General features: G+C 65.0%; 26 protein-coding genes. 11 read left to right on the top strand and 15 right to left on the bottom strand.

The window, feature by feature from the left end:
• Positions 1-24 precede the first annotated feature (24 nt).
• The 4 genes from NDI89_RS05200 to NDI89_RS05185 all read right to left on the bottom strand — a co-directional run bounded on the left by NDI89_RS05200 (position 25) and on the right by NDI89_RS05185 (position 4,896).
• Entirely contained in the window at positions 25-1,017 is a 993-nt protein-coding gene (locus NDI89_RS05200; protein ID WP_277520440.1) for an acetamidase/formamidase family protein, read from the bottom strand.
• Between the two features lie 115 nt (positions 1,018-1,132).
• The gene (pdxT, locus tag NDI89_RS05195) at positions 1,133-1,756 is read right to left on the bottom strand and encodes a pyridoxal 5'-phosphate synthase glutaminase subunit PdxT (RefSeq protein ID WP_277520439.1); all 624 of its coding nucleotides are present in this window, start codon (positions 1,754-1,756) and stop codon (positions 1,133-1,135) included.
• A 45-nt stretch (positions 1,757-1,801) separates the two neighbouring features.
• Entirely contained in the window at positions 1,802-4,105 is a 2,304-nt protein-coding gene (locus NDI89_RS05190) for a PAS domain S-box protein (protein ID WP_277520438.1), read from the bottom strand.
• A 185-nt stretch (positions 4,106-4,290) separates the two neighbouring features.
• Positions 4,291-4,896 carry a DUF8173 domain-containing protein gene (locus NDI89_RS05185; RefSeq protein ID WP_277520437.1) on the bottom strand — a complete coding sequence of 202 codons (606 nt, stop codon included), beginning with the start codon at positions 4,894-4,896 and terminating at the stop codon, positions 4,291-4,293.
• Between the two features lie 227 nt (positions 4,897-5,123).
• On the opposite strand from NDI89_RS05185, the gene NDI89_RS05180 reads away from it, so the two are divergent.
• Positions 5,124-5,507 carry a pyridoxamine 5'-phosphate oxidase family protein gene (locus tag NDI89_RS05180; protein WP_277520436.1) on the top strand — a complete coding sequence of 128 codons (384 nt, stop codon included), beginning with the start codon at positions 5,124-5,126 and terminating at the stop codon, positions 5,505-5,507.
• Positions 5,508-5,539: 32 nt separating this feature from the next.
• On the opposite strand, the gene NDI89_RS05175 is transcribed toward NDI89_RS05180, so the two are convergent.
• Together NDI89_RS05175 and NDI89_RS05170 are read right to left on the bottom strand one after the other, a co-directional pair.
• Entirely contained in the window at positions 5,540-6,136 is a 597-nt protein-coding gene (locus tag NDI89_RS05175; RefSeq protein ID WP_277520435.1) for an HAD family hydrolase, read from the bottom strand.
• Positions 6,137-6,778: 642 nt separating this feature from the next.
• A complete protein-coding gene (locus NDI89_RS05170) occupies positions 6,779-7,009 on the bottom strand; it encodes a hypothetical protein (protein WP_277520434.1) in 231 nt (76 codons plus the stop codon).
• A gap of 840 nt (positions 7,010-7,849) precedes the next feature.
• Between NDI89_RS05170 and NDI89_RS05165 the strand changes: the two genes are divergently transcribed.
• On the top strand, positions 7,850-8,167 hold the full coding sequence (locus NDI89_RS05165) for a HalOD1 output domain-containing protein (protein WP_277520433.1): 318 nt from the start codon (positions 7,850-7,852) through the stop codon (positions 8,165-8,167).
• Between the two features lie 140 nt (positions 8,168-8,307).
• Here NDI89_RS05165 and NDI89_RS05160 read toward each other — a convergent pair whose 3' ends face one another.
• From NDI89_RS05160 to NDI89_RS05145, 4 genes are all read right to left on the bottom strand, one after another.
• A complete protein-coding gene (locus tag NDI89_RS05160; protein WP_277520432.1) occupies positions 8,308-9,348 on the bottom strand; it encodes a deoxyhypusine synthase in 1,041 nt (346 codons plus the stop codon).
• A gap of 196 nt (positions 9,349-9,544) precedes the next feature.
• Positions 9,545-9,964 carry an ester cyclase gene (locus tag NDI89_RS05155; protein WP_277520431.1) on the bottom strand — a complete coding sequence of 140 codons (420 nt, stop codon included), beginning with the start codon at positions 9,962-9,964 and terminating at the stop codon, positions 9,545-9,547.
• Between the two features lie 130 nt (positions 9,965-10,094).
• On the bottom strand, positions 10,095-10,862 hold the full coding sequence (locus tag NDI89_RS05150; RefSeq protein ID WP_277520430.1) for a Nif3-like dinuclear metal center hexameric protein: 768 nt from the start codon (positions 10,860-10,862) through the stop codon (positions 10,095-10,097).
• A gap of 108 nt (positions 10,863-10,970) precedes the next feature.
• Positions 10,971-13,436 carry a cbb3-type cytochrome c oxidase subunit I gene (locus tag NDI89_RS05145; protein WP_277520429.1) on the bottom strand — a complete coding sequence of 822 codons (2,466 nt, stop codon included), beginning with the start codon at positions 13,434-13,436 and terminating at the stop codon, positions 10,971-10,973.
• A gap of 355 nt (positions 13,437-13,791) precedes the next feature.
• Here NDI89_RS05145 and NDI89_RS05140 point away from each other — a divergent pair, with 355 nt between their 5' ends.
• Both NDI89_RS05140 and npdG read left to right on the top strand, forming a co-directional pair.
• Positions 13,792-14,049: a hypothetical protein gene (locus tag NDI89_RS05140; protein ID WP_277520428.1), complete on the top strand. Its 258-nt coding sequence runs from the start codon at positions 13,792-13,794 to the stop codon at positions 14,047-14,049.
• A 150-nt stretch (positions 14,050-14,199) separates the two neighbouring features.
• A complete protein-coding gene (gene npdG, locus NDI89_RS05135) occupies positions 14,200-14,868 on the top strand; it encodes an NADPH-dependent F420 reductase (RefSeq protein ID WP_277520427.1) in 669 nt (222 codons plus the stop codon).
• A gap of 141 nt (positions 14,869-15,009) precedes the next feature.
• Here the strand turns inward: npdG and NDI89_RS05130 are convergent, their stop codons facing one another.
• Positions 15,010-15,279: a thioredoxin family protein gene (locus NDI89_RS05130; RefSeq protein ID WP_277520426.1), complete on the bottom strand. Its 270-nt coding sequence runs from the start codon at positions 15,277-15,279 to the stop codon at positions 15,010-15,012.
• Between the two features lie 118 nt (positions 15,280-15,397).
• Between NDI89_RS05130 and NDI89_RS05125 the strand changes: the two genes are divergently transcribed.
• Positions 15,398-15,559: a preprotein translocase subunit Sec61beta gene (locus NDI89_RS05125; protein WP_226004533.1), complete on the top strand. Its 162-nt coding sequence runs from the start codon at positions 15,398-15,400 to the stop codon at positions 15,557-15,559.
• A 70-nt stretch (positions 15,560-15,629) separates the two neighbouring features.
• On the opposite strand, the gene NDI89_RS05120 is transcribed toward NDI89_RS05125, so the two are convergent.
• Positions 15,630-16,319 carry a glycosyltransferase gene (locus tag NDI89_RS05120; protein ID WP_277520425.1) on the bottom strand — a complete coding sequence of 230 codons (690 nt, stop codon included), beginning with the start codon at positions 16,317-16,319 and terminating at the stop codon, positions 15,630-15,632.
• Between the two features lie 356 nt (positions 16,320-16,675).
• Here NDI89_RS05120 and NDI89_RS05115 point away from each other — a divergent pair, with 356 nt between their 5' ends.
• From NDI89_RS05115 to NDI89_RS05105, 3 genes are all read left to right on the top strand, one after another.
• Positions 16,676-16,900, top strand: coding sequence for a hypothetical protein (locus NDI89_RS05115; protein WP_277520424.1), 225 nt, complete (start codon positions 16,676-16,678; stop codon positions 16,898-16,900).
• A 267-nt stretch (positions 16,901-17,167) separates the two neighbouring features.
• Complete coding sequence (locus NDI89_RS05110) at positions 17,168-17,419, top strand: hypothetical protein (RefSeq protein ID WP_277520423.1); 252 nt, start codon at positions 17,168-17,170, stop codon at positions 17,417-17,419.
• Positions 17,416-17,886: a PIN domain-containing protein gene (locus tag NDI89_RS05105; RefSeq protein WP_345781964.1), complete on the top strand. Its 471-nt coding sequence runs from the start codon at positions 17,416-17,418 to the stop codon at positions 17,884-17,886. The genes NDI89_RS05110 and NDI89_RS05105 overlap by 4 nt, the downstream gene beginning before the upstream one ends.
• Positions 17,887-17,998: 112 nt before the next feature.
• On the opposite strand, the gene NDI89_RS05100 is transcribed toward NDI89_RS05105, so the two are convergent.
• Positions 17,999-18,169 carry a hypothetical protein gene (locus NDI89_RS05100; protein WP_226004529.1) on the bottom strand — a complete coding sequence of 57 codons (171 nt, stop codon included), beginning with the start codon at positions 18,167-18,169 and terminating at the stop codon, positions 17,999-18,001.
• A 249-nt stretch (positions 18,170-18,418) separates the two neighbouring features.
• Between NDI89_RS05100 and NDI89_RS05095 the strand changes: the two genes are divergently transcribed.
• Positions 18,419-19,792, top strand: coding sequence for a DUF389 domain-containing protein (locus NDI89_RS05095; protein WP_277520421.1), 1,374 nt, complete (start codon positions 18,419-18,421; stop codon positions 19,790-19,792).
• Here NDI89_RS05095 and NDI89_RS05090 read toward each other — a convergent pair.
• On the bottom strand, positions 19,781-20,176 hold the full coding sequence (locus tag NDI89_RS05090) for a hypothetical protein (protein ID WP_277520420.1): 396 nt from the start codon (positions 20,174-20,176) through the stop codon (positions 19,781-19,783). The genes NDI89_RS05095 and NDI89_RS05090 overlap by 12 nt on opposite strands.
• Before the next feature lie 169 nt (positions 20,177-20,345).
• Between NDI89_RS05090 and NDI89_RS05085 the strand changes: the two genes are divergently transcribed.
• Positions 20,346-21,899: an RICIN domain-containing protein gene (locus tag NDI89_RS05085; protein WP_277520419.1), complete on the top strand. Its 1,554-nt coding sequence runs from the start codon at positions 20,346-20,348 to the stop codon at positions 21,897-21,899.
• Positions 21,900-22,091: 192 nt separating this feature from the next.
• Complete coding sequence (locus NDI89_RS05080) at positions 22,092-22,847, top strand: hypothetical protein (protein ID WP_277520418.1); 756 nt, start codon at positions 22,092-22,094, stop codon at positions 22,845-22,847.
• A gap of 154 nt (positions 22,848-23,001) precedes the next feature.
• Here NDI89_RS05080 and NDI89_RS05075 read toward each other — a convergent pair whose 3' ends face one another.
• Complete coding sequence (locus tag NDI89_RS05075) at positions 23,002-23,625, bottom strand: class I SAM-dependent methyltransferase (RefSeq protein WP_277520417.1); 624 nt, start codon at positions 23,623-23,625, stop codon at positions 23,002-23,004.
• Positions 23,626-23,881: the final 256 nt, after the last annotated feature.

Here is a 23,881-nt window from a genome sequence, read left to right as displayed (position 1 = left end):
ACCCACTGTGTCGGTCCCGCCCCGTCACGTCGACCGACGCCGGTCCGCCGGAAAGAGGCTTTCCGGGAGGTACGCGGAGACGACCCAGTTCGGGGCGTTGACCACCTCGTTTATCTTCAGGTCGACGGCCACTGAACACAGGACGTAGGCCTCGCTCCGCTCGAGTCCGCGCTCGTCGACGAGGTGGTCGATCATGTTCCGGACGGCCGCTCTGGTCGCGGTCAGCAGGTCGTCCGCGATCCCCGTCGTGCCGTACATCGGCTCGTCCCGACCGGTCGGGGTAAACGGTCCGGCGGTCTCGAACTGGGGCTGGTCGATCGACAGGTCCGTTCGGCGGTCGAATCGACAGGTGACGGTCATCGGTGCCTCGATGCCGGTCCCGCAGACTTCGCCGTCGCCCTGGGCGGCGTGACCGTCGCCGACGCTGAACAGCGCCCCGTCGACCGCGACGGGCAGATACAGCGTCGAGCCCGCCGTGAGCTGTTTGATGTCCATATTCCCGCCGACCGACCGCGGCGGGAACGTCTCGTGCGTGCCGTCTTCGGCGGGCGCGACGCCCATGATGCCGGGGAACGGATCGAGCGGCACCTCGATGCCGTTCGCGAACCGAGCGACGTCGCCGTCGTCGCCGCCCTCGAACTCCCAGACGTACAGCGCCGGCTCCGGAAACTCGTCGGCCAGGACGCCCAGTTCCGCCTCGCCCGGGAGGACCAGCGTGTACCCCCACCCCTGGTGATCGACCGCGAGCAGTTCGACCTCGAGGACGTCGCCCGGTCGAACGCCCTCGATCGCGACGGGCCCGGTCAGCGTGTGGACTCGGTCGATATCGAGCTCGGCGACGTCGGCGACCGTCGAGTCAGGGCCGAGCTGTCCGCCCGTCGAGTCCTCGCAGGTGAAGCAGACGACGTCGCCGGGCTCGACCGTTTGCACCGGCTCGAGGCTATTGTCCCAGGCGCTGTGGGTCGTCTCGTCGCTGGCGGTCACCTCGTAATCGGCCGCGTCGTGTTCGCTCGACATGTACGCCCAGTCCACGCCGCGGGACGAGATAAAACAGTCGCCGGCTTCGGTCCGCCCTCGAGCGGTGATCGAGTCCGTCTCACCGCGCGGGGCAGTTCTCACCGCGCAGTGCAGATTACCGCGCCCGCTCGCCCGCTGGGACGTCGGCGTCGTCGTTCCGGAAGAAGGCCAGCCCGTGGATGCGGCTATCGGGGGTCAGTTCCGGGTGGAAGGCGGTGCCGACGACCGGTCCCTGTTTCACGGCGACCGGGCGACCGTCCCACGACGCCAGCACCTCGGCGTCCCCGCTGGCGACGTCGTCGATGGCCGGTGCGCGAATGAAGACCGCCGGATACGGCTCGTCGAGGCCCGCGACGTCGAGCGGCGCTTCGAAGCTGTCCTTCTGGCGGCCGAAGGCGTTTCGCTCGACCGTGACGTCGAGCAGTCCGAGTTCCTCGACCCGGTCGTCGCCGGCGTCGCTCGAGGCGACGATCAGGCCGGCACAGGTGGCGAGGAGGGGTTTGCCGGCGGCGACGTGCTCCCGAACCTCGGGGGCGATCCCCTCGCTGTGGAGCAGTCGGGAGATGGTCGTCGACTCGCCGCCGGGCATCGCCAGCAGGTCGCAGTCCGGGACGATTCCCGAGTCGCGGATCTCGCGGACCGTGACCTCGCGGCCGCGGGCCGCCGCGGCGCGTTCGATGGCGGCGGCGTGTTCCTCGACGTCGCCCTGAACCGCGACGACGCCCGCAGTCAGTGACATGGCCGCGGATATGGACGGTGCAGTAAAAAGCTTCGCGCCACGGGATCAGCGACCCTCGCGCGGTCGAGCGACGCCGGTCAGCTCGAAGCGAGCGCCGCCGGACTCGCTTTCCGTTACCGCGAGGTCCCAGCCGTGGGCCTCGGCGACCCGCGTGACGATGCCGAGCCCGAACCCGGTCCCGTCTTCGGCCGTGGTGTAGCCGACGTCGAAGACCTCCTCGCGCTCGTCCGGGGGAATCCCGCGCCCGGTGTCCGCGACGTAGATTCCGTCCTCGCAGTCACCGACGGACACTGTCAGATCGGCGCTGGTACCGCCGTCGGGGATCCCGTGATCGAGGGCGTTTCGGAACAGGTTCTCGAGTAGCTGCCGGAACCGGTCGGGATCGGCCTCGATCCAGGGCTCCCCCTCGACGTCGAGGGCGGCGTCGCCGGTGTCGACCGTCGTCCAGGCCTTGGTCGCGAGCTCGCGGACCGAGACCGGCTCGCCGTCGGCCGTCGTCGCCCCCTGTTCGGCCAGCCTGAGCAACTCCTCGATCAGCGTCTCCATCCTGTCGAGGGCCTCCTCGCAGGCCTCGAGCTGGGACCGGTCGCCCGCTCGAGCGAGTTCCAGCGATCCCTGGGCGACGTTCAGGGGGTTCCGCAGGTCGTGACTGACGACGCTCGTGAACTCCTGGAGCCGATCGTTCTGCCGCTCGAGGGTCTCGCGGGACTGGGCGCGTTCGGTCTCGTAACTGACCCACTTGGCCATCAGCTTGACCAGCGATCGTTCGGCGGCGGAGAAGCCGTCGCCCTCGCGGGGGTCGCTCGAGGCGAAACAGAGGGTGCCCCAGATGGTGCCGTCGACGGTCACCTTCGCGCCGACGTAGCTGCCGAGTTCGAACAGCTCGTAGGCGGGATCGCCGGTCCACCCCTCGTCGGGTGCGTTCGCCACGGTGACGAGCTCGTGGGTCTTGATCGTCTTCCGACAGTAGGCCTCGGAGAGCGGACAGGATTCTCCCCGCTGGAGGAGCGGATGATCGCTCCGAGACTCGACGACGGTCTGCGTGCGCTCGTCGAGATCGATCCGGGTCATGAATCCGTAGGAGAGGTCCAGGTACTCGCAGCCGAGGTCGAGCAGGTCCGGGAGCTTCTCTTCGAGCGACGCGTCGGTTCTCGTCGAGATATCGTACAGCGCTTGCAGCGCCGTGACGCTCGCCTCGAGTTCCTCCTCGGCCCGAATCCGGTCGGAGACGTCGGTAACGAAGATCGAGAGGCCGTCCTCGGACGGGTACGCCCGAATCTCCAGCCACTTCTCGAGGGGGCCGGCGTACTCGGTGAAGCTGACGGCGGTCTGGTCGGCGACGGCTCGTTCGAGCTGGCGCTCGATCTCGCTGTCGACGATGGCGGGGAACACCGACCGCATCTTCGCCCCGATGAGTTCCTCGCGGGGCCGGTCGAAGAGTTCGACCGCCTGCTCGTTGACGTAGGTGTACTTCCAGTCGGTGTCGACCGAAACGAAGGCGTCGGCGATCCGCTCGAGGGTGGCCTCGCGTTCGCGTTCGAGGCGCTTGCGGTCCGTAACGTCCCTGATGACGGCGGTAAAGAGGTGATCACCGTCGACGACGGCCTCGCCGAACGAGATCCCGACCGGGACCTCGTGGCCCTCGGCGTGGCGAGCGGACAGTTCGATCCAGTCCCAATCGAGCCCCCGCTCCCCGGTCTCCAGATAGCGCGCGATCGCCTCGCGGTGTCGGTTCTGGTACCGGTCCGGAATCAACGTGGTGAGACGCTCCCCGACGAGTTCGGTCGGCTCGTACCCGAGGACCGTCTCGACGGTGTCGTTCGCGTACCGGACGACGCCGTCGTCGTCAGCCGTGAGGACGACGAACGAGGCGTTCTCGGTGAACGCTCGAAACCGGGTCGCCGCCGCCTCGAGGTCTCGTCGCTCCGTTCGCCGTTCGATCGCCCGCTCGATTCGCGTCGCGAGCCGGGTCCCGTCGAGCGCGACCGATTCGGAGACGCAGCCCGTCGCGCCGGCCTCGAGCAGGTCGCTCGCAGTCGCTTCGTCCCGGCCGTCGGTGACGAAGAAGAGCGGTAGCTGCGGGTCTTCCGTCCGGACCAGCTCGAGAAACGGACAGTGATCGGGGTCCGCCGCCGACGGTCGGCTCACGAGACAGTCCGCGCGTCCCGTCCGAACGCGCTCGCGCACCGCGGCCTCGTCGGTAACGTTCTCGACCGTCAGGCGGTCGCTCGCCCGCTCGAGTGCGTTCGGAATCGCGTCGTCGGCCGTCCCGCCCTCGCCGACGAAGATCACCGTAATGGCTCGTCCGCTGGGAGCGGCTTCGGCCGGTGTGGCGGTCGGCCCAGTCATAGAACCTCCTGAATACGTAGCGCAAACGGAAGACGGCGTAATAAGCAGTGTGGCTACTCGAGAGCGAAGTCCGCGACCGCCCGCGATGAGACGTCGACTCTCGAGTGCAACGGGATACCTCGGCCCGCGTCACCGGTGTCGAGACCCACAGTGGGAATCGCGACAGAACCGAGAGGCCGTCCGAGTCACGTCCGGTGAGCGGGCGGAACCGATCGCTCGCGACTGTCGACGCCGCCGGCGCCGAGCGTCACGCGGAGGCTGGCACCGATGCCGAGCATCGCGACGAGGATCCCGATCAGGGTTCCGAGGTACGGTATCGGTACCAGAACGGCGCTCAGGACTCCACCGACGAAGCAGCCGAGCCACACGTTGTCCGTCCAGAGGCGTGCGCCGAGAACGGTTCCGACGGCGACGTATCCGACGGTCTCCCACACCACATCGAACACGAACGAGAATACCGCGAGGGGGACCCCGACGATCATTCCGACGACCGTCGCGATCAGGGCGAGCGATGCCAGCCAGAGCACCCAGATGGAAAGCACGCCGGGAATTCCAACGACGAACGAGAACACGGTACTCTGCCGGGCCGTCCGAACCGCCTGGTGTCCCCAGTCGGGAAAGAACGCGAAGATCCCGAGTCCGACTCCCGTCGTCACCGCGAACTCGACGGCCATCACCTGGTACGTCGGGTAATCGCCGGAGATCCAGTCGATTCCCGTCTGAGCCGCCACGACGGACGGCATCGCGAGCAACCACAGGGTAGCCAGCGCCGCAATGACCTTATAACGCATACGAGAAGTGTATGAGAGACTACCAAAAGTCTTTGGAATATGGTATTCGGGGGCGAAATGAAGGCGTCCGCTGGGTCGTGTCGTCCGAACTCGGTCCGTGGAGACAGTGGCGCGCTCGCCTCTCGCCGTCGAAGCGACGGCACTCGAGGACGATCCCCCTGATCCGACTGTCAACGGCTGTCAGTGCATGGGCATCGTTTTTTGCGATCGCCGTCCGGAACGGTATCGTGACGGTCCCATCCCGCGCGGCACGACTGCTCGAGAGCGAGCCGCTGATGGCGCATCTGGCGACCAGCGTGGACGGGCGGCCCCACGTCGCGCCGGTCTGGTACCGGTACGCCGACGGGATCGTCGAGATCGTGACGACGGGCCGGAAGCTGGCGAATATCAGGGAGAATCCGCAGGTCGCCCTCTCGGTACAGAAAGACGAGGCCGGGCGGACCGAGTGGATGGTGACGCTGCTTGGCACCGCGACGGTCGTCGACGACGCGGCGGAGACCGCGGCGGCTCGTCGCCGGATCAACGAGAAGTACGACGCGGACGCCGAGGCGTACGCCGACAACACGCTCGTTCGGATCGATATCGGCTCGGCATCGTATGAGACGTACTGACGCAGTTCCGTAACGGAGGCGCTCGTCGGGGATCAGTACTGAAAGAGTCCCGCGGGGAGAGGAGCGAAGCCACCGCCATCGTACCGGTACGCGGACCAACCGGCGTTCTTCGCCCCGTCGACGTCGCCCTCGCTATCCCCGACCATCCCGTACCGATCCGCCGGCAGTCGCTCCTCGAGCGCCCGATACGGTGCCGCGTCCGGCTTGTGCGAACCGACTTCGTAGGAAGCGACGATCGCGTCGAAATACGTCTCGAGGTCGTATGCTCGAAGCTTCGCCAGCTGCCACTCGCGAACGCCGTTCGTGAGCACCCCGAGCTCGAACGATTCGGCCAATCGCTCGAGGTCGTCGTGAACGGTTTCCGGCGGGGACAGCGACTCGATTTCCGCCTCGCGGAGCGCGTTCGCGTACGCTTCCGGATCGGAACAGCCGTCGATCCGCCCGAAGGCCCGCCGTACGGGGTCGGGTTCGCAGGCCGAAAACAGCTCGAAGAACGTCTCGTCGTAGGCCTCGAGCCATTCGTCGGGAGCGTCTCCGCGAACCTCCGCGATCGCGCTCGCCAGTACGTCGCGGTACGCTCGGTCGGTGCAGAGCAGCGTCCCGTCCAGATCGAAGACGATCGCAGTCACGGACGAACGTTTTTGCTAATGGATGAAAAGTAGGCTGATTGAAACGAGAGACAGCCCGTCGCACGGTTTCTAGCATACGCTATCGGTTGGCCGACCGGATGGACACGGAACGCCGTCGCTCCGTTGACTGATTACCACCGTGCGGTGGCGCACGCTGCGCCGCGGTGAACGGCGAGTGAACCGCGGCTCGATACCGTGCGAGGTCTTCGTGAACTTGTGAACGAAGGCGAGGAAGACGCTCCGCGTCTTCCTGTGGATGAGCGAGGGAGCGACGCGACCGAGCGTTAGCGCGGGACCGATGGTCCCGCGAACCATCCGAACGGACGCGAAGCGTCCGTGAGTAGAAATCGGCTGGGGAGGGCGTGGCGATTCCGTGGTGCCACGGTAGCAGAACGCGTTCCGTCTCTCTCGTCCGTCTCGAGTACCCGGTTCAATTCGTCCGAACCGGACGGCGCTACCATACTCGGACCCCCAATTCGGTTCAATCCCGATTCCGGACCGACTATCCGACAGCAGCGGTCGCCGCGAGGATCGCGGTGGTCGAACGGTGGTGGCCCCCCTACTCCCGACCGACTACCGTCGGATACCCGACTGTCCGTCGGGACTCGAGCCCGCCCTCGAGCCGCGACGATCCCCCGCGAGTCAGTACTCGCGGTCGGTCTCGAGGAGACCGGGCGTGACCGTACAGCCGCAGGGGGCGGCGCTGGCCTCGAGCGGGCCGATAACCGAGACGGCCCAGATGGGGGTGCCACAGAGGGGGCAGTCGGGGAGTGCGGGGTCGAAGCGCTCCCGCGCCCGCTCGAGCGAGTACGGCACGTCGTCGGTGGGGGCGGACGGCTCGCTGCTCGTGGGGTCGGCGCGCTCGTCGCTCATTGGAGCCTCCGGCGGCGATACGGGCGGTCCCCGCGATCGGGCGCTGTCGCTGGTTGTGAGGGTTGATTCCACTGTCGTGCGGGACGTTTATATCCCGGTAGGATGTATGCGGTCATGCTTCGAGACCCTCTCGGGTTTGGAAGCGAGCCTCGGGTGCTTGGACACCCGGGGCGTTTCGATGCAGCCCCCTCCGTTCACACGTTCGGAGACTCGCTCCGATTGAACGTTCTCGCGGATCGACTTATAACTAATGCAAACGGGACCGTATCTATCCGATTTCGGTCGGTAGTTCTCCGGTCGTGGCTCGAGCAGTCCCGAACGTGTCGAACTCTCTGTAACTGGAATACGGGTGAAGCGAGCGTTCTGCTACCGTGGCACCACGGAATCGCCACGCCCTCCCCAGCCGATTTCTCCTCACGGGCGCGCAGCGCCCGTTCGGATGGTTCGCGGAACCTGCGGTTCCGCGCTACCGCTCACTCACTCCGTTCGTTCGCTCATCCCTCGCGCAGTGATATCAGCCGCCCTCACTATCGCTCGATCGGTCTGCTCACGGATCGCTTTGCTCTCCGTTCGCTTCCGAGGCGCTCCCGATGGTCGCGCCTCGCGGACAGCGCGCGCCATCGCACGTCGATTGGCCAGTTTAGCGTGAAAATTTGGCTACCATACGATTTGTTAGTAGTAGTTGGTAGTACAGCTTTTCGCTCAGAGTTGGATGTGAAACCCGCGGCAAGTACAGGTGATAGATGTACCGCTCACTGTCTGAGAGACGTTCACCCAGAAAATCACAGCCTGTATGTCAAGGGAAAGATCTGATACGGCTATAATCGATTTTACTATTAAATGGACTACTATAATCCACATCAGGTAGCCGCAGACGGCGGATCGGTAATCCTTGTAGAAGAACAACCAAAGGAATCCATAGTACAGACTGTAATACGAGGAATTTCCGCTGTACAGGGAACTCCTGAATGTGACCTTGATCCGCTATACGATAGTATCAACTCGGAGGCGCTGAACGAACTGATGCGACATTCACAGCGTGTCTCATCGGATGTATCTGTGGAATTCACCCACGAGGGATGTGCCGTTCAAGTGCGAAACGGAGATTCGGTAAAAATCACGGATCCAAAACCCGATAAAAGCGGCGGAACGATGTAGAACCCATGCTACCGCAGATACGTTCGTATCTGTAGTTACCGAGTCAACCGATACAGTTTCAATAGAGATTTGCGACCGTTCGAGGGCATCCAGTGGTCGAACGATCCGAGTCGACTGGACGCCAGCGGGTGCTGTCGGGGTTAGGATCGATTTTCCAGCCGTTCTCGAGCCGCGGCGACCACGAGCGGCAGCGTGATCGTCGCGTCGGCGTAGACGGAGACGTTGTCGGCGTCCGTCTCGAGTTTGCCCCACGAGCGGGCTTCGTCCAGCGTCGCGCCGGAGAGGCCGCCGGTCTGTTTGGGGTCCATGGTTAGCTGGACGGCGTAGTCGTACGCGCCGGGGGTGACGAGCATCGTCTGCAGGGTGAAGTTCTTGGGGACGCCGCCGCCGACGACGAACGCGCCGGCTTCCTCGGTGTCGTAGGCGATGTCGGTGAGGCCGGTCATGTCCGCCAGCGCGTCCAGCGAGAAGTCCGAGGTCTGGGAGTACATCCAGGCCTGCAGGCCGAGCACGGAGTCCTGAATCGCGGGACAGTAGATCGGTACGTCGTTCTCGTATGCTGCAGCGGCGATGCCGGCGTCCTCGTCGACGTCCTCGCGCTCGTTGATCTCGGCGTTCGCGCGGCCGAGTTCCTCCGTGAGTCGCTGGATGGGGACGACGCCCTCCTCCTCGAGCACTGGAAAGACCTCCTCGCGCAGGTGCGACTCGAAGGTCGCGAAGAACTCCTGTGGCAGGTAGACGTTGTAGATACGGTCGACGCCCTCGTCTCGGAGCGTCTCGTCGTGTTCGCGTTCGGTCTTCCCCTCGGCGTGGGCCGCGCCGTGGTGGTGTTTCCCGCCGATGGCCTCGATCGAATCGTGAGTGAGATTCGCGCCGGTCGTGACCAGCACGTCGATGTAGCCGTCCCGGATCAGGTCGGCGACGATCGCGCGCATTCCCGTCGGAACCATCGCGCCCGCGAGGCCGAAGAAGACGGTCACGTCGTCGTCGAACATCGCCTCGGTCACGTCGACGGCCTCGTGGAGGTCCGCCGCGCCGACGCCCGCGTTGCCGTACTCGTCCGCGAGCTCGCCGACGGTCATTCCGGCTCGGACCTCCGCGTGGCCGACGGGATCGTGCGAGAAGGTGTCCCGATCGGGGTCGTGGTGGCCGTCTCCCTCGTGGTCGTGATCCTCGGTCATGTCCTCGTATCCGCGAGCCAGCGGTTTGAACGCCGCGGTTCGCTTCCCCTCGGTTATCCGAGCGCGCAGCGGTGCGTTCTCGAGGGTCGTTACTGCCCCTCGGCGCTTCGCGAGTTCTGGTGACGGATCTCGTCCGCAGCCGATTCTCCCGCGACGCTCTCGATACCGGGGACGGCGATCGAAAGAACCGACGGCCTCACTCCTCGAGGAGTCCGAGCTGGCCGAGAAACTCGTGTCGGTCGAAGAACGTATGCTCGTCCTGCAGTTTGCCGTCTTCGACGACGAACTTCGCCATGTCTCGGATCTCGACGGTTTCGTTGGTCGCCGGGATCCCGTCGAACGCTCCCTCGTGAGTGCCCGAGATCGTACTTTCGGTCATAACTAGATTCTCGCCCGCGAGCATCTCGTGGACGGTTATCTCGAAGTCGGGAAACGCCGCCGCGACGTCGCGGGCGTACGCTTCGACGTTTTCGCGGCCCCGTATCGTCCCGCTGGTCGGGGACGTGAAGGTGAACGAGTCGGCCACGGTATCCGAGAACCGTTCGAACTCCTGATCGTTCCAAATTTCCGCGTACTCGGTGACGAGGGCTTTCGGGTCTCCCGTGGTTGTTGCCATTCTCTCCCACCCGCCCAGTCTCACGTTATATGCTAACATAGACCATTCCCTTGCGAGTTCAGCCCGCGTAAATCGCCGCCCGATCGACGAGTACGAGACGATCCTCGACACCGATCGGGACCAGCCCCGCTTACAGCCCGGTCGGCACATCGAGGAACGTCGTCTCGAGCCCCCACTCTTCCACTCGCTCCTGCAGCGCCCGCACGCCGAACGTCTCCGTCGCGTAGTGGCCCGCGAGGAACACGTGAATACCGGCCTCCTGGGCCTCGTGGTAGGCTTTCCCCTTCCCCTCGCCGGTCACCAGCGCGTCCGCATCAGCGGCGACGGCCTCGTCGAGCCAGTCGATGCCGCTGCCGGTGACGATCGCGACGTCCTCGATCTCGTCCGGGCCGAACGCGAGGTGCTGGACCGGCTGGCCGCCGGTCTCGAGATCCGTCTCGAGGCGCTGGCGCAGCTCCTCGGGATCGTATGGATCGGCCGCCGTTCCGCGCTGCCCGATGTACTCGGGACCGAGTTCGCCGAAGGGCTCCCGATCTTCGAGGTCGAGCAGGTCGGCGACGCCGGCGGCGTTGCCCAGCTTCTGGTGGCCGTCCAGCGGGAGGTGGGAGACGTACAGCGCGAGGTCGTGCTCGATCAGCGGGGCGATCCGGTCGTAGGTCCGGCCGGTCACGCGGTCGAAGCCGCCCCACGAGAGCCCGTGGTGGACGACGAGCAGATCGGCGTCGGCCTCGATCGCGCGGTCGAACGTCTCACGGACCCCGTCGACGGCGACCGCGACGCGTTCGATCTCGGCCTCCTCCGGGCCGACCTGCAGCCCGTTCGCGCTGGCGTCGAGGTCGGCGTAGTCGGCGGTTCGCAACTCCTCGTCGAGTCGATCGACGATGCTCGAGAGTTCCATACGCCTCGTTCGACGGGGATCTCCTTGTATTCGGTTGATCTCCTCCGATCGGCGGATCGCCTCGAGGTCTCTTCGCTCACCGCGTGCGGAAAAACGGCATCGACCGCGCTACACGAGGTAGAACAGCGGGAACAGGATCACCCAGACGATGTCGACGAAGTGCCAGTAGAGCCCGAAGAACTCGACGGGTCGACTGTCCCGGAGGTAGGCGTCGACGGCCGCGATGCGGTAGAGCATGAACCCGGCGATGAGCAGCCCGAGGATGACGTGGAGGGCGTGAAGGCCGGTCGTCACGAAGTACATCGAGTACTCGAGGTCGGTGAACCAGTAGATGTCGTGGGCGAACTCCTGACTCCACTCGTAGCCCTTGACGCCGAGGAACGTGAACCCGAGTAGCAGGGTGGCTCCCATCGACGCCAGCAGCCCGCCCTTGTGCTCCCGTTCGGCCATCACCAGCGCGAGGACGACCGTGAAACTCGAGGTCAGGAGGACGTAGGTGTTGACGAGACCGATGATCTCCGACGGCGGCACGGGCTCGATCTCTCCCCAGCCGGTATGAAGTCGCAAGAAGACGTACGCGCCGATGACGGCCCCGAAGACGACGACGTCCGAGGCCAGGAAGATCCAGACGCCGGTCTTGGTCGTGCCGACGCCCTCGAACGGCCAGCGCTCGGCGATGGCCATCTGGGGCGCGTTGAACCGCTCGCGGCCGTATTCGAAGAGCGTGAACCCGAGGATCCCGACGCCGACGAGCGAGAGCACCGGATAGAGGACGTTGGTCGAGCCGACGCCCGACACCTCCGCGCCGCGCGCGGTGGCGAACTCGGCGACGTAGGGGGTCATCCCCGACAGTCCGAGGAACGTGACGAACATGCCGAACCCGATACCGAGGGGCCAGATGCTCGCGTGATCCTCGTGGTCTCCCTCGAGCGACTCGGCTTCGCCGACGCGCTCGTGTGCGGCCGCACCGCCGTCGGTGGCGGTCGAATCGTCGACGAACTCGAGTTTCCCGCTGGCGTAGCTGGGGCGGCTCGGCCAGTTCTCGAGCGGGGGCGGTGAGGTGGTCGCCCACTCGGCGGTCCGCGAGTACGCCCACGGGTTATCGGGCGCGTCGGGACCCGTGGCGTAACTCTTCGCGAGGGTGACGAAGACGAGCAGGACCGAGAGGGCGAGCACGTACGCCCCGACGGTCGCCGCCTGGTGGTAGAGCTGTGCGCCCTCCCCGTAGTGGAAGACGCGACGCGGCGTCTCCCAGACGATGAACATCGGGAAGTACAGCAGGTTGAAGCCGACGAAGTAGACGGCGAAGCTGAGCTTCCCGAGTCGCTCGGAGTACATCTTCCCGGTGATCTTCGGCCACCAGTAGTAGAGTCCGCCGATCAGTGCGGTGACGCCCGCGACCATCACGTAGTGGAAGTGGGCGACGACCCAGTAGGTCCCGCGGAACGAGTAGTCCAGTACGACGGCACCGAGGAAGACGCCGGTAATGCCGCCGATGATGAACAGGACGAGCGCGCCGAGGTTGAACAGGAAGGGGGTGGTAAAGCGCACCCGCCCCTTGAGCATCGTGTAGATCAGCGAGAAGACCATCAGGTCGAAGGGCAGCGAGATGCCGATCGTCGTCGCCATGAAGAGCGTCTTGATGGGGAGATTGATCGTCGTCAGGAACATGTGGTGCATCCAGACGAGGAACGACTGCACCGCGACGAGGACCATCGCGATGATGACCCACTTCCGGCCGACGAGGCGTCGGCCGCAGAAGGTCTGGAACGTCTCGAACATGATCCCCAGCGACGGGAAGAAGACGATGTAGACCTCCGGATGCCCGAAGAACCAGAACAGGTGACCCCACAGGAGGCTCGAGCCCTCCGCCGTCGAGGAGTAGTACTGGGTCAGCAGGAGGCGGTCGGTCAACAGGAGGATGAGTGCCGCAAGCAGCGCCGCGAAGGCGAACAGCATCATCCAGACGGTCAGCAGGATGCTCCACGTGAACAGCGGCATGTTCCAGAGGCCCATGCCTTCCGCACGGCAGCGGTGGATCGTCGTGAGGAAGTTCACCGAGCCGAGGGTGACCGACATGACGAACAGGGTCAGTGCGAGGATGGTCGTGTTCCCACCCATCGTCAGCGTGTAGCCGGGGTTGTAGATCGGGACGTTCAGCGGCGCGTACATGTACCAGCCGTTGGCCCACGTGACTCCCTGGAAGAACGAGAGCAAGACGAGAACGCCCGAGAACAGGTAAAACCAGTAACTCAACGCGTTCAGCCGCGGGAACGCCAGATCCTTCGCCCCGATCTGTAAGGGGACGAAGTAGTTCGCGAAGCCGAACCCGAACGGGGAGAGGAACCAGAACACCATCAGGAGGCCGTGGATCGAGACCGACTGATTGTACTCGGTGTTGCCGAGCAGCCCGGTGCCGCCGGCCTCCCACAGGTGGGCGCGGAACAGCAGTGCGAGGACGCCGCCGGCGACGAGGAAGAACAGCGCCGTCCCCAGATAGAGGACGCCGACGTCCTTGTGGTTGGTCGTCACCAGCCACCGCTTGATCGTCGTCCGCGGCGGGAAATCACTCATATTCGGAGACCACCTCCTCCCCGAGCCGGCCGCCACGGCTCGGTGTCGTCGTCTCCCCGAACGCGGTCAGTAACGGTCGTGAAACGCCGCCAGTGACGACTCGGAGACGCGACGAAATCCATATTCAACACATCCTCAATACGATTCGCCGTATCAAGATGTCCGGTGAGCATGCAGGCGGTACTTACGTGCCCCGAACGGCGAGCGCCCCGAACCAGCGGCTCCGGGACGCCACCGGCCTCTCGTCCGGTACCGTATGACCGGCCGGGTAACGGAAGCCCCGGCGACGGACTCGAGCCGCCGACGTGGCGCTTTCCGGCCGGTCGTTGATCCGTGTTCCCGCGGAAGGGCCGCTATGACAGAGACCACGCTCGCGGACGTCGAGCGCGCGCTCGATCGCGCGGCCGACCTCGAGACCGAGGAAGCCGTCGCCGTGTTGCGGACCGCCCGCCAGGACGTCCGTGATCTGTCGAACAACCCTGACGTCGACGAGGACCGGCGGCAGGAAGTGGAGACGCGGCTCGAGCAGCGGATTCGCGAGGTCGAAGAGCGCGACGCGTACGACAGCGGTCTGGGGTCGGCGATGAACCCGACCGAGGACGACGCGCCCTGAACGCGGGCTTTGAACTCGAGAACTACTCGGCGAGCGTCAGATGTCCGGTGGATCCGAGAGTCCGAGACGGTTCGTCGACGCCGTCCGAGAACCCGGCGATATCGGCCGATCTCCGGCCCTTTTATTCGGGTGCCGTCCGGAGAGGCGGGTATGCGAATTGCACTACTCGGCGGCACCGGCGATATCGGCGAGGGACTCGCGCTGCGGTTTGCACGCGATACGAACCACGAGATCCTCATCGGGTCGCGGGATCCCGAGAAGGCCCGCGACGCGGTCGCGGACTACGAGGACGAGCTCGCGGACCGCACCGACGAGGTCGACATCAAGGGCTTCGGCAACGAGATGGCGGCCGATCGGGCGGATATCGTCATTCTGAGCGTTCCGCCGTACTACGTCGGCGACACCGTCGAAGCGGTCGCCGACAGCCTCGACGCGGACTCGATCCTCGTCACGCCCGCCGTCGGCATGCAGGGCGACCAGGACGGGCTCCACTACCATCCGCCCGAGGCAGGCAGCGTCACCCAGCTCGTCGCCGGGCGAGCCCCCGACGACGTACCGGTCGTCGGTGCCTTCCACAACCTCGCCGCCGACGCCCTGTCGAACCTCGAGAACGACCTCGATCTCGACACGCTCGTCGTCGCGGACGACGACGACGCCGGAGACACCGTCCTGTCGGTCGCGAACGAGATCGACGGGCTGCGCGCGCTCGAGGCCGGCCCGCTGGCCAACGCGGCCGAAGTCGAGAGCGTCACGCCGCTGGTCATCAACATCGCGAAGTACAACGAGGACATGCACGACGTGGGCGTGAAGTGGATCTAGGCGATACCGACTCGAGGTGAGCGACGGGTCCCGTTTCGACCGATCCCGTTTTCGCCGGCGCTGTCGCTCGAGGGGCCATTCGAGTCGGGATTGCTACCGCTCTCGCTGGTCGAGCGTAAATCGGGAGAAGATGCGACGGTGTTACGCGCCGGCGGACTCGAGGGCGTCCTCGATGTCGTCGCGCTGGGTGACGCCGACGAAGCGCTCGACGATGCCGTCGTCGTTCTCGATGATGAGAGTCGGCAGCGATCGAACCTGGTACTCGTTGGCGACATCTTGCTGTTCGTCGACGTTTACTTTCTCGACTTCGAATCGGCCCGCCCAGTCGTCCTCGAGCTCCTCGAGGATCGGGTCCTGGGTCTTGCAGGGGCCACACCAGTCCGCGTAGAAGTCCTTGAGTGTGACAGTCATACGGTTCAGCGCTACTTACCGCGCGCTGCGCATAAGGGTTTCCCACTCCCATTACGTTGCCGTGATCGACGACGCTGCCGGTCGAAAGGTTTAGTTCCGGGGGGACGTAGATACGGGTATGGATAAAGGACAGAACACTGGCGGGCTGATGTCCAGTGCCGGACTCGTCCGGTACTTCGACTCCGAGGACTCGAACGCCATCCGTATCGATCCGAAGACGGTCATCGCGTTCGGCCTCCTGATGGGCGTGCTGGTCCAGCTGCTGACGTTCGTCTCGTAACGCGGCATCGGCCGCCTTCTTTCACCGTCGCCTCGAGTAGCGACAGCACTGACTTCCCACCGCGTAGTTCTCAGTACTCCGCACGGAGGCGCTCGACGTCCAGGGAGAGGTAGTGCCACAGCGTTCCGGTCAACCCCTGGTCGGCGATCCGCCGACCCGAACTCTCGACCAGGACGTTCGGACAGTACGCCGTCGGCAGGCGACGGGCGAGCGCTCGACTGAACGCCGTGTCCTCGTTGGCCACCTCGGGAAAGCCACCGATCTCCTCGAACGCCCGCCGGTGGACGAGACAGTTGAATCCCGGCAGAATCGGCCGCTCGAGCCGGGAGAACACGTGGTTGATCGTGAGTTCCATCAGCACCGATCGGTGGGGACCGGTGATCCGGCAGTACGAACTCGCGGCCGCGAGTCCGTTCGCCTCGACGAAGCCGAGCAGTTCGGTGAGGTAGTTCGCCCGCACCCGCGTGTCCGCATCCACGAAGGCGAGCCACTCGCCGGTCGCGCGATCGGCCCCCATATTCCGGGCGACCGCGATGCTCGAGCCGCCTTCCTGGAGGACGGTCGCACCGTACTCGCGGGCGATCGCCCGCGTATCGTCGCTCGAGTCGCCGTCGACGACGATCACCTCGGCGGCGTAGTCGGTGTCCAGCGCGGCGAGGCTCCCGAGGGTTCCCCGGAGGTAGTCGCCCTCGTTTCGCGCCGGGACCACGAAGCTCACGTCCGGCTCATCGACGTCCCCGTCTCGCTCGTCGCTCGGCATCGTGTTACGCGTGGGGACTCGACCGCGGGTTCTCAAGGTATCGGATCGGGGCAGTCGGTGAGGGGACGAGCGGACTGCCGAGCACTCGTCGGTTAGTAACGGGCTCGACGACTGTATACCGGCTCGAGCCGCTGTAATTCGACGGGTTCGCCACCGTCGGCAATCCACTGTGCTTTGGCAACTTCTACCATGGTCCTTGTTTTCAGACACCATCCCACAGAGCCGATATCTATCATGAACTTTTATAACGGAGTAGCCGGAAAGGGTGAGTAGAGATGTCGGTCGTACACGTAGCAGTCTGAGTTCGTTTCCGACGACGAGTACCGATTTTCGACGATATCCACTACCCGACCGACATGAGCACACAACGCCTGCAATCAACGACCGACGCCGAATCGACACCGAACCGAACCTCGACCCGCACGCAGACGCCCCCCTCGGCTCCCGTCACCGAGGACCCGCGAACGGCCACCGACCGCGCCCCGCGGACGTTCTCCCACCGGAACTCGGCGCGACTCGAGAACCTGATCGACGAGTGGAACGCGGCCTTCGCGAACGAGACGACGGAGCACGGGTCGTAACTCGAGGCATCGCGTCAATTTCTGGCGAATCCAAACCGTCTTTGGAGCGACCACCGTAGCGTCACGTGGCCGATGACGATGCACCCGCTCCGAGCCGGACTCGGCATCCGGTCGTGACGAGCCCTATGAGTGCCGAGGCCGCTATCTCTGACGGGAGAGCGAGTCTATGGGAAATCTGGTAGTGGCCACAGTAGACAGAGACCACGGTCGGATTCTCGCTGTTCGGGCGGACACGGATTTAAGAACGTTGCCGAGCAATCATACCGTATGGCCGCCGAAATCTCCGATCGAGTTCGAGAAATCGCTGAAGCCCGCGGCCTTCCGGAGTCCGAAGTATTCGAGCGGGCACTCGAACGCGGTCTCGAGGGCCTGTGGGAAGATCTCGTTCTCACGCGGTACTTCGACGGCGAACTCGACCGCGAGGAAGCAATCGAACGTGTCGGTCGGACGAAAGTCGAGCGAGCGGAGCGAGAGCGTGAGCTCGTCGAGGAAGACGTCGATTGGGGTTTGAACGCGTGACGCTCGCGGCTGTCTCGGACGCGGGACCGCTCATTCATCTCGCCGAAATCGATTCGCTCGAACTGTTCGCGACGTTTGACACGCTCTTCGTTCCGGAGACGGTCTATAAAGAGGTCGACGCCAGTGGTGTTCCGGACGGATTGGCCGACCTCTCGTACGAACTCGTCGAAGCCGACGAAAGTCGAGTCGGAACTGAAGAACTCGACGCCGGAGAACGCGCCGCGATTGCAGTCGCTGAAGACCGGGGAGTCGTTCTCCTAACCGACGACCTCGCCGCCCGAGAGGCAGCATCCGACGCGGGCGTCGAGGTACGCGGTTCTATCGGCATCATCGCGCTCGGTTACGGCCGCGAATTCCTCGACAGAGACGACGCAGCATCGCGTATGCGCGCACTCCAGCGTGAGACCAGTCTCTTCGTGACCGAGGCAGTCGTGGAGCGCGGCATCCGGATACTGGACGAACGGTGACAGAACGAGCGCCGTCTATAGACGCGCTACACACAGTCACTATGGATAGATTGTGTATCGTGAGTGCCGAGGACACGTTTCTGTGAGCGGAACCGCCCGCACTGTCACACTCTCAGTTGGCGATGTACCGGGCGATCAGGACGATCGGAACGACGGGGATCGCCGCCCCGGTAACGATGAGGACGACGGCGATGATCGCCTTCTCGAGCTGACTCGAGTCGTCCCAGACCGATCGGGACAGGCTGTCGATTCCCTCCGCGGTTCGCTGTAGGAGTCCGGCCATAGCAACTAGCTAACGCACCAGATGGGTGTAAAGCCTCTTCGTTCGAAACACACAGTCATCGAAATCGACATGACTACCGGACGGACGCGGCCCCTTCGATCGCTCCCGTTCCCGAGGCCTGTCCGGTCGTCACGCGAACGTTCCCGACGCTGACGGAACGAACGCGACCCGTCCCGGTGTCCCGCATATGCTCACTGTTATCGGCCGTAGTAGGCTGTTAGCAAAAGGCGTGTGTACCGACCGGTCGGTATGCGGCTCATTCAGGTCTTCGTTCCCAGCGAGGACCGCGACGCGGTACGGGAGACGCTGTCGGAGATGGACGTGCAGTTCGTCTTCGTCGACGCGGACGGCCGTCGCGACGGACGTCTGGCGAACGTCCCGGTCCCGTCGGGGGCCGTCGAGACGGTACTCGAGCGGCTGTACGATGCCGGACTCGGCGAAGACACCTACACCGTCGTCACGGACGTCGACCGGGCGAACGTCCCCGACGTCGAGGAGATGACGGACCGCTACGTCGAGGGGCCGAAAGGCGAGCGCGGCGCGTCACACGCCGAGATCCGAGAGCGGGCGGAGGACCTGACGCCGGACACGGCGACGTACCTCGCGTTCGCGATCGCGAGCGCGATCGTCGCCGTCGGCGGCCTCCTGCTGGACTCGGCCATCGTCATCGTGGGTGCGATGGTGATCGCGCCGTTCGCGGGGTCGACGCTCTCCGCGAGCGTGGGTGCCGTCATCAGCGACCGCGAGATGGTCGTCGACAGCGCCACGTCGCAAGTGGCGGGGCTCGTCGTCGCGTACGTCGGTGCGATCGCGATGAGCGTGTTCCTGCGACGGAGCGGGTTCGTCCCGCCGACGCTGGACATCGGTCGCATCGGTCAGGTCGGCGCGTTCGTCACGCCGAATCTCCTGACGCTCGTCATCGCCATCTTCGCCGGGTTCGCCGGTGCGCTCGCGCTCGCGACCGATCTCCCCGTCTCCCTCGCCGGCGTCGCCGTCGCCGCGGCCATCGTCCCGGCCGCCGCCGTGGCCGGCATCGGGACGGCCTGGGGCGAACCGATCGTCATCGCGGGCGCGGTCGTCTTGCTCCTGATGAACATCGTGTTCATCAACCTCACCGCGTATCTCACGCTCATCGCGCTGGGCTACCGCTCGTCGGTCATCCGCAACGTCCGCGAGAACGCCGCCGTATCGCTCCGCACGGGCGCGTACGCCGTCATCGTCTTGTTGTTTCTGGTCGTCGTCGCGGTGACCGCCGTCGGGACGTACCAGCACCTCGTATTCGAACAGCAGGTAAACGACGACGTTCAGGCGGTGCTCGACGACCCCGAGTACGGTTCGCTGGAGCTCGCCGGCGTCGCGACCGAGTACAACGACGCGAGCGCGTTCAGCGACGACGTCTCGGTGACGGTGACCGTGGGGCGCTCGAGCGGCCTCGAACACGACGGACTGGCGGACGAACTCTGGACCGAGATGAGTGCGGAGACGGACCGGTCCGTCAGCGTCGACGTTCGGTTCGTCGACTACCAGCGCGCGGCGGCAGTCGGTGACGCCGACGACGGGCGGGGCGCGTGGTGGCAGGTCGACGAGCGGCTGCCGCTCTCGTCGCGGCCCTCACTCGCGTAGTCGATGCCACAGACTGTGACACTTCCGACGGATCTTGTTGAGGAACGAGCCGACTCGGCGTGACCCGGTGAGGAGGCGCAGTGCGCGGATCGACCGGCCGATACGGAGGAGTCGAAACGGTCGGAACCACGGGACCACGGTGAGGATGAGGAACCAGTTCGAGCGGACGAACCGTCCGGGACTCTGGTCCGACCACCGATAGAGGAGTGCGACGTCGAGGAGGAAAACGACGAGGAGCCACCGGAGGACGCTCCGAATCGTCGCTGCGAGCGACTCGGAGACGACGAGCAAGTCGAAGGCGACCGCGACGTCGACGACGAACAGCACGATCCACACGAGCGCCGCGACCTCGACGAACGGCGGCCACCAGCGTTCGGCGTCCATCCGCCGCGTCCTACGATGTCACGACGCAAAACGTTGCGTCCGCTCGAGGATGGGGTCCGGTTAGCGGGCCGTCGCTCCGCGTCCGACCCACCCGTACGGAAAAGTAACCGTTTATTTCCGGCCAAACGACTACACATTATTTCGGCGAAGAACGTATCGGTTTCTAATAATGGCAAACGATACCAATACTGGGGATGCGCCGTTCGTCGGCAGTCGACGAGACCTGTTGCGCAGTGGGGCGGGAGCCACGACCGCGGGCCTACTGGGGCTGACGCTCGGCTCGTCGACCGCCGGCGCGACGCCGCCCGGAGAGCCCGACCACCGGCTCCTCGCGTGGAACGCGTGGCTGCTCGAGGTATCGATCCTCGGCGCAACCGTCGAGAGCGCGCCCGAGCCCGACGAGCGCGCGTTCGAAATCGGCGAGGCGCTGGCGGCGAACGGTTACGACATCGCGGGGCTCTGTGAGGTCTTCGGCGACGGGTTCCGGAACGGTGTCCGAGACGGGCTCGATGCGGGCGGTGCTACCCACCGCGACCGCGTCGGTCCGACGGCGGAGTGGAACGACGTCGGGCCCGGAAGCGGCCTCCAGACGTTCCTGACGGGCGACAGGGCCGACCGTCTGATCGTCTCCACGACCGAAATGGAGTTCGACGAAAAAGGCGCGGAGTGGTGCGATTCCGACTACTACGCGCGGAAAGGGGTGTTGCACACCGAGATCAACGTCGGCCCCGGCAACGTCGATCTGTACTCGACTCATCTGTTCGCGGGCGGCGGCTTGCCGTTCTGCGATGACACGCCGACGGATCGGTACGAGGCGCGAGGGAATCAGGTCGAGGAGCTAATCGCGTTCATCGAATCGACCGCGCGGCCCGAGAACGTCACGATGGTGATGGGCGACTTCAACATCGCTCGAGAACGGGACGAGTACGATCACCTCGTCGGTCTGATGAACGAACTCGGGATGTACGACGCCTGGGAGGTCCACGGCGGGGATCCGGAACCCGGAGCCGCCGGAACGAACGACGACGCGTTCGGTGAGGGCTGTCTCGTCGACCCCGACGGTGACCGGCCGTACTACTGTAACGAAGCCGACAGCAGCGACGCGGGGAACCGGATCGATTACGTCCTGGTCGAGGAGCCCAAACCCGACCACACGTTCGAACTCGACGTCAGCGGGATGAAACGGGCCTCGTTCTGGCGAGAGAAGGGGGACCCCCTCGAGTTCTCCGACGAGGACGGCAGTCCGAACTATCTTTCCGACCACATGGGGCTCGAGCTCGGTTTCGATACCGTCGCCAGACGCGACACGTACACGCTGGTCAACGCTCACAGCGGGAAGGTACTCGACGTCGACGGCGTCTCCCCTGAGAACGGCGCAAACGTCCAGCAGTGGGACGATCTCGGGCAGGCGAACCAGCGCTGGCGGCTCGAGGAGATCGACGACGGACGCTACGAGATCGTCGCCGTCCACAGCCACAAGGCCCTCGACGTCGACGGTGCCTCGACCGCCGTCGGTGCGAACGTCCACCAGTGGGAGCGACACGGCGGCGACAACCAGCGCTGGGAGCTCGCGGAACGCGAGGACGGTACGCACACCGTCACGAACGTCAACAGCGGGCTCGTGCTGGCGGTCGGGGGGACGTCGACCGAGAACGGAGCGAACGTCCACCAGTCCGAGTGGACCGGCGACGATACCCAGCGGTGGTCGATCGTACAGGCGTGATATCGACGGTCGACTGAAGGGGGGATCCGATCGGGGTGCCGTCCGTCGGAACTGTGACGGGACGGCTGTTCGGACTCGGTAGTACGGTCTCCGAACCCAGCGCCGAGTAGACGAGTTTTTTCGGCTGGAGCACTGTCATTCGGTAATGCACGTAGCAATCGGTTGTGCCGAATTTTTCGAACGGTGTCCGCAATGAACCCGACACGCGTCGATTTCCTGGTCGACCTCGCGTACGGCGTGATGATCTTCGCTGCGGTCGCGCTCATCGTCGCGGTCGGGACGGGTGTCGGGGTGGCGTTCGGCCTCGGCGTACTGGCCTCCTACGTCATCCACGTCGTGTGGAAGATGGCCCGGTTCGATCCCGACTGGATGACGACCGAAGTGGCCGAGCGGGTCGAACAGACGGTCAGTGACACGGTAAGTAAAGAAGTCGAAGAGACGGTCAGCAAGGGCGTCGAGGAGACGGTGAGCGACACGGTGAGCAAAGAGGTCGAAGAGACGGTGAGCGATACGGTAAGCAAGGAAGTCGAGGAGACGGTGAGCGACACGGTAAGCAAGGAAGTCGAGGAGACGGTGAGCGACACGGTAAGCAAAGAGGTCGAGGAGACGGTAAGTGACACGGTGAGCAAAGAGGTCGAAGAGACGGTGAGCGATACGGTAAGCAAGGAAGTCGAGGAGACGGTGAGCGACACGGTAAGCAAGGAAGTCGAGGAGACGGTGAGCGATACGGTGAGCAAGGAAGTCGACAACGTGGCGGAAAAAGTCGGGGAGACCGTCAGCGAGGACGTGACCAAGACGGTCGAGGAGACGGTGAGCAAGGAAGTCGAAAAGACGGTCGGCGGCGCGGCCGACGGCGAATCACCTGCCGGGGAATCGGACGAAACGGACGAGAACGATTCGGAGCAGGGTGGGCAAGAGGAACCGGTGCCAGCGAACTCGGACGAATGATACCCGGTGAGCCGGCGGATTCGATAGTATTCGTCCGTCGGACCCGTTCGAGCATTGCGGCTCGTTTTTGCGGATCGCGGACGGCCCGGTAGGGCGACAGAGTGGTCGGTGAATTGGTCACCGAATCGACCGCTCGAGACGATCAGCGGGCGGATTACTCGCTCGGAGGGCGGAACGTACGGACGGTATCGCGAGTGCCGGATTCGACGTCGATCTCGGCGAATCCCAGCTCGGTAAACACCCGCTTCCAGTCGCGGTGGTAGAGGGGGAAGTCGTCGTTGACGTAGCTCACGTCGGGCGCACCCGACTGCTGGCGGTTGTCGTCCCCTTCGTTCTCGATCGTGACGAGGAGGTCGTCGGTGATCCGTGCGATGTCCTCGAGTACCCACTCGCTGTCCGGGTGGATGTGCTGGAGCGTCTCGACCGAGTAGACGACGTCGAACCGACCGTCGTCGAACGCCGCGACGACGTCTTCGATCGTCCCGTGGTAGAACGTGCCGGCGGCGGCGAGCTCGGGGTAGCTCTCCGCCATCACGTCGAACGCGTCGTCGTTGACGTCGATCCCGGCCAGATCGTCGAAGCCGTGTTCGGAGAGGTACGCGAGGTGCCGGCCCGAACTACAGCCCAGCTCGAGGACGGACGCGTCTCGGTCGACGAAACGCTCGAGACGGCTGCGGATCGACTCGCTGCGGTGGTCCGAGCCGTACGAGGCGTAGTATTCCGGCGAGTACTCTCCGGACCGTTCTGCCCACTGGCGGTGGACCTCCTTGGAATTCACGTGTGTTCCTGGCGGCCCGCACCTAAAGGCTAGTCGCCTCCGTCCGATCGGCGTCGGTCGCTGGACGACAGGCCCGTCGATACCGCGGCTCGGCGCTGGACTGGATATCGCTCCGGGCGAGCCGTTCGCGGGCGTTCGACGCAGGGTGTGCCGAAAAATCTCACTGACGGCGAGTCGGCGTCGCTCGACGGGTCCTGTTCCCCACTCGAGGCGGATCGATCGCCGATACGTCGAATGTCGATACCAGCGGGTCGAA

This window comes from Natrinema salsiterrestre (genome assembly GCF_029502005.1).
Classification (GTDB): domain Archaea; phylum Halobacteriota; class Halobacteria; order Halobacteriales; family Natrialbaceae; genus Natrinema; species Natrinema salsiterrestre.
This window is presented reverse-complemented; position numbering and strand designations above follow the sequence as displayed.

What these genes read in the sequence shown, in the direction of transcription:
- NDI89_RS05140 (WP_277520428.1), top strand. Translation starts at nt 13,792, where the DNA reads ATGACAGAGACCACGCTCGCGGACGTCGAGCGCGCGCTCGATCGCGCG.
- NDI89_RS05110 (WP_277520423.1), top strand. Translation starts at nt 17,168, where the DNA reads ATGGCCGCCGAAATCTCCGATCGAGTTCGAGAAATCGCTGAAGCCCGC.
- NDI89_RS05090 (WP_277520420.1), bottom strand. Translation starts at nt 20,176, where the DNA reads ATGGACGCCGAACGCTGGTGGCCGCCGTTCGTCGAGGTCGCGGCGCTC.
- NDI89_RS05170 (WP_277520434.1), bottom strand. Translation starts at nt 7,009, where the DNA reads ATGAGCGACGAGCGCGCCGACCCCACGAGCAGCGAGCCGTCCGCCCCC.
- NDI89_RS05080 (WP_277520418.1), top strand. Translation starts at nt 22,092, where the DNA reads ATGAACCCGACACGCGTCGATTTCCTGGTCGACCTCGCGTACGGCGTG.
- NDI89_RS05155 (WP_277520431.1), bottom strand. Translation starts at nt 9,964, where the DNA reads ATGGCAACAACCACGGGAGACCCGAAAGCCCTCGTCACCGAGTACGCG.
- NDI89_RS05115 (WP_277520424.1), top strand. Translation starts at nt 16,676, where the DNA reads ATGAGCACACAACGCCTGCAATCAACGACCGACGCCGAATCGACACCG.
- NDI89_RS05160 (WP_277520432.1), bottom strand. Translation starts at nt 9,348, where the DNA reads ATGACCGAGGATCACGACCACGAGGGAGACGGCCACCACGACCCCGAT.
- NDI89_RS05165 (WP_277520433.1), top strand. Translation starts at nt 7,850, where the DNA reads ATGGACTACTATAATCCACATCAGGTAGCCGCAGACGGCGGATCGGTA.
- NDI89_RS05150 (WP_277520430.1), bottom strand. Translation starts at nt 10,862, where the DNA reads ATGGAACTCTCGAGCATCGTCGATCGACTCGACGAGGAGTTGCGAACC.
- pdxT (WP_277520439.1), bottom strand. Translation starts at nt 1,756, where the DNA reads ATGTCACTGACTGCGGGCGTCGTCGCGGTTCAGGGCGACGTCGAGGAA.
- npdG (WP_277520427.1), top strand. Translation starts at nt 14,200, where the DNA reads ATGCGAATTGCACTACTCGGCGGCACCGGCGATATCGGCGAGGGACTC.
- NDI89_RS05085 (WP_277520419.1), top strand. Translation starts at nt 20,346, where the DNA reads ATGGCAAACGATACCAATACTGGGGATGCGCCGTTCGTCGGCAGTCGA.
- NDI89_RS05095 (WP_277520421.1), top strand. Translation starts at nt 18,419, where the DNA reads ATGCGGCTCATTCAGGTCTTCGTTCCCAGCGAGGACCGCGACGCGGTA.
- NDI89_RS05100 (WP_226004529.1), bottom strand. Translation starts at nt 18,169, where the DNA reads ATGGCCGGACTCCTACAGCGAACCGCGGAGGGAATCGACAGCCTGTCC.
- NDI89_RS05185 (WP_277520437.1), bottom strand. Translation starts at nt 4,896, where the DNA reads ATGCGTTATAAGGTCATTGCGGCGCTGGCTACCCTGTGGTTGCTCGCG.
- NDI89_RS05145 (WP_277520429.1), bottom strand. Translation starts at nt 13,436, where the DNA reads ATGAGTGATTTCCCGCCGCGGACGACGATCAAGCGGTGGCTGGTGACG.
- NDI89_RS05200 (WP_277520440.1), bottom strand. Translation starts at nt 1,017, where the DNA reads ATGTCGAGCGAACACGACGCGGCCGATTACGAGGTGACCGCCAGCGAC.
- NDI89_RS05120 (WP_277520425.1), bottom strand. Translation starts at nt 16,319, where the DNA reads ATGCCGAGCGACGAGCGAGACGGGGACGTCGATGAGCCGGACGTGAGC.
- NDI89_RS05190 (WP_277520438.1), bottom strand. Translation starts at nt 4,105, where the DNA reads ATGACTGGGCCGACCGCCACACCGGCCGAAGCCGCTCCCAGCGGACGA.
- NDI89_RS05125 (WP_226004533.1), top strand. Translation starts at nt 15,398, where the DNA reads ATGGATAAAGGACAGAACACTGGCGGGCTGATGTCCAGTGCCGGACTC.
- NDI89_RS05130 (WP_277520426.1), bottom strand. Translation starts at nt 15,279, where the DNA reads ATGACTGTCACACTCAAGGACTTCTACGCGGACTGGTGTGGCCCCTGC.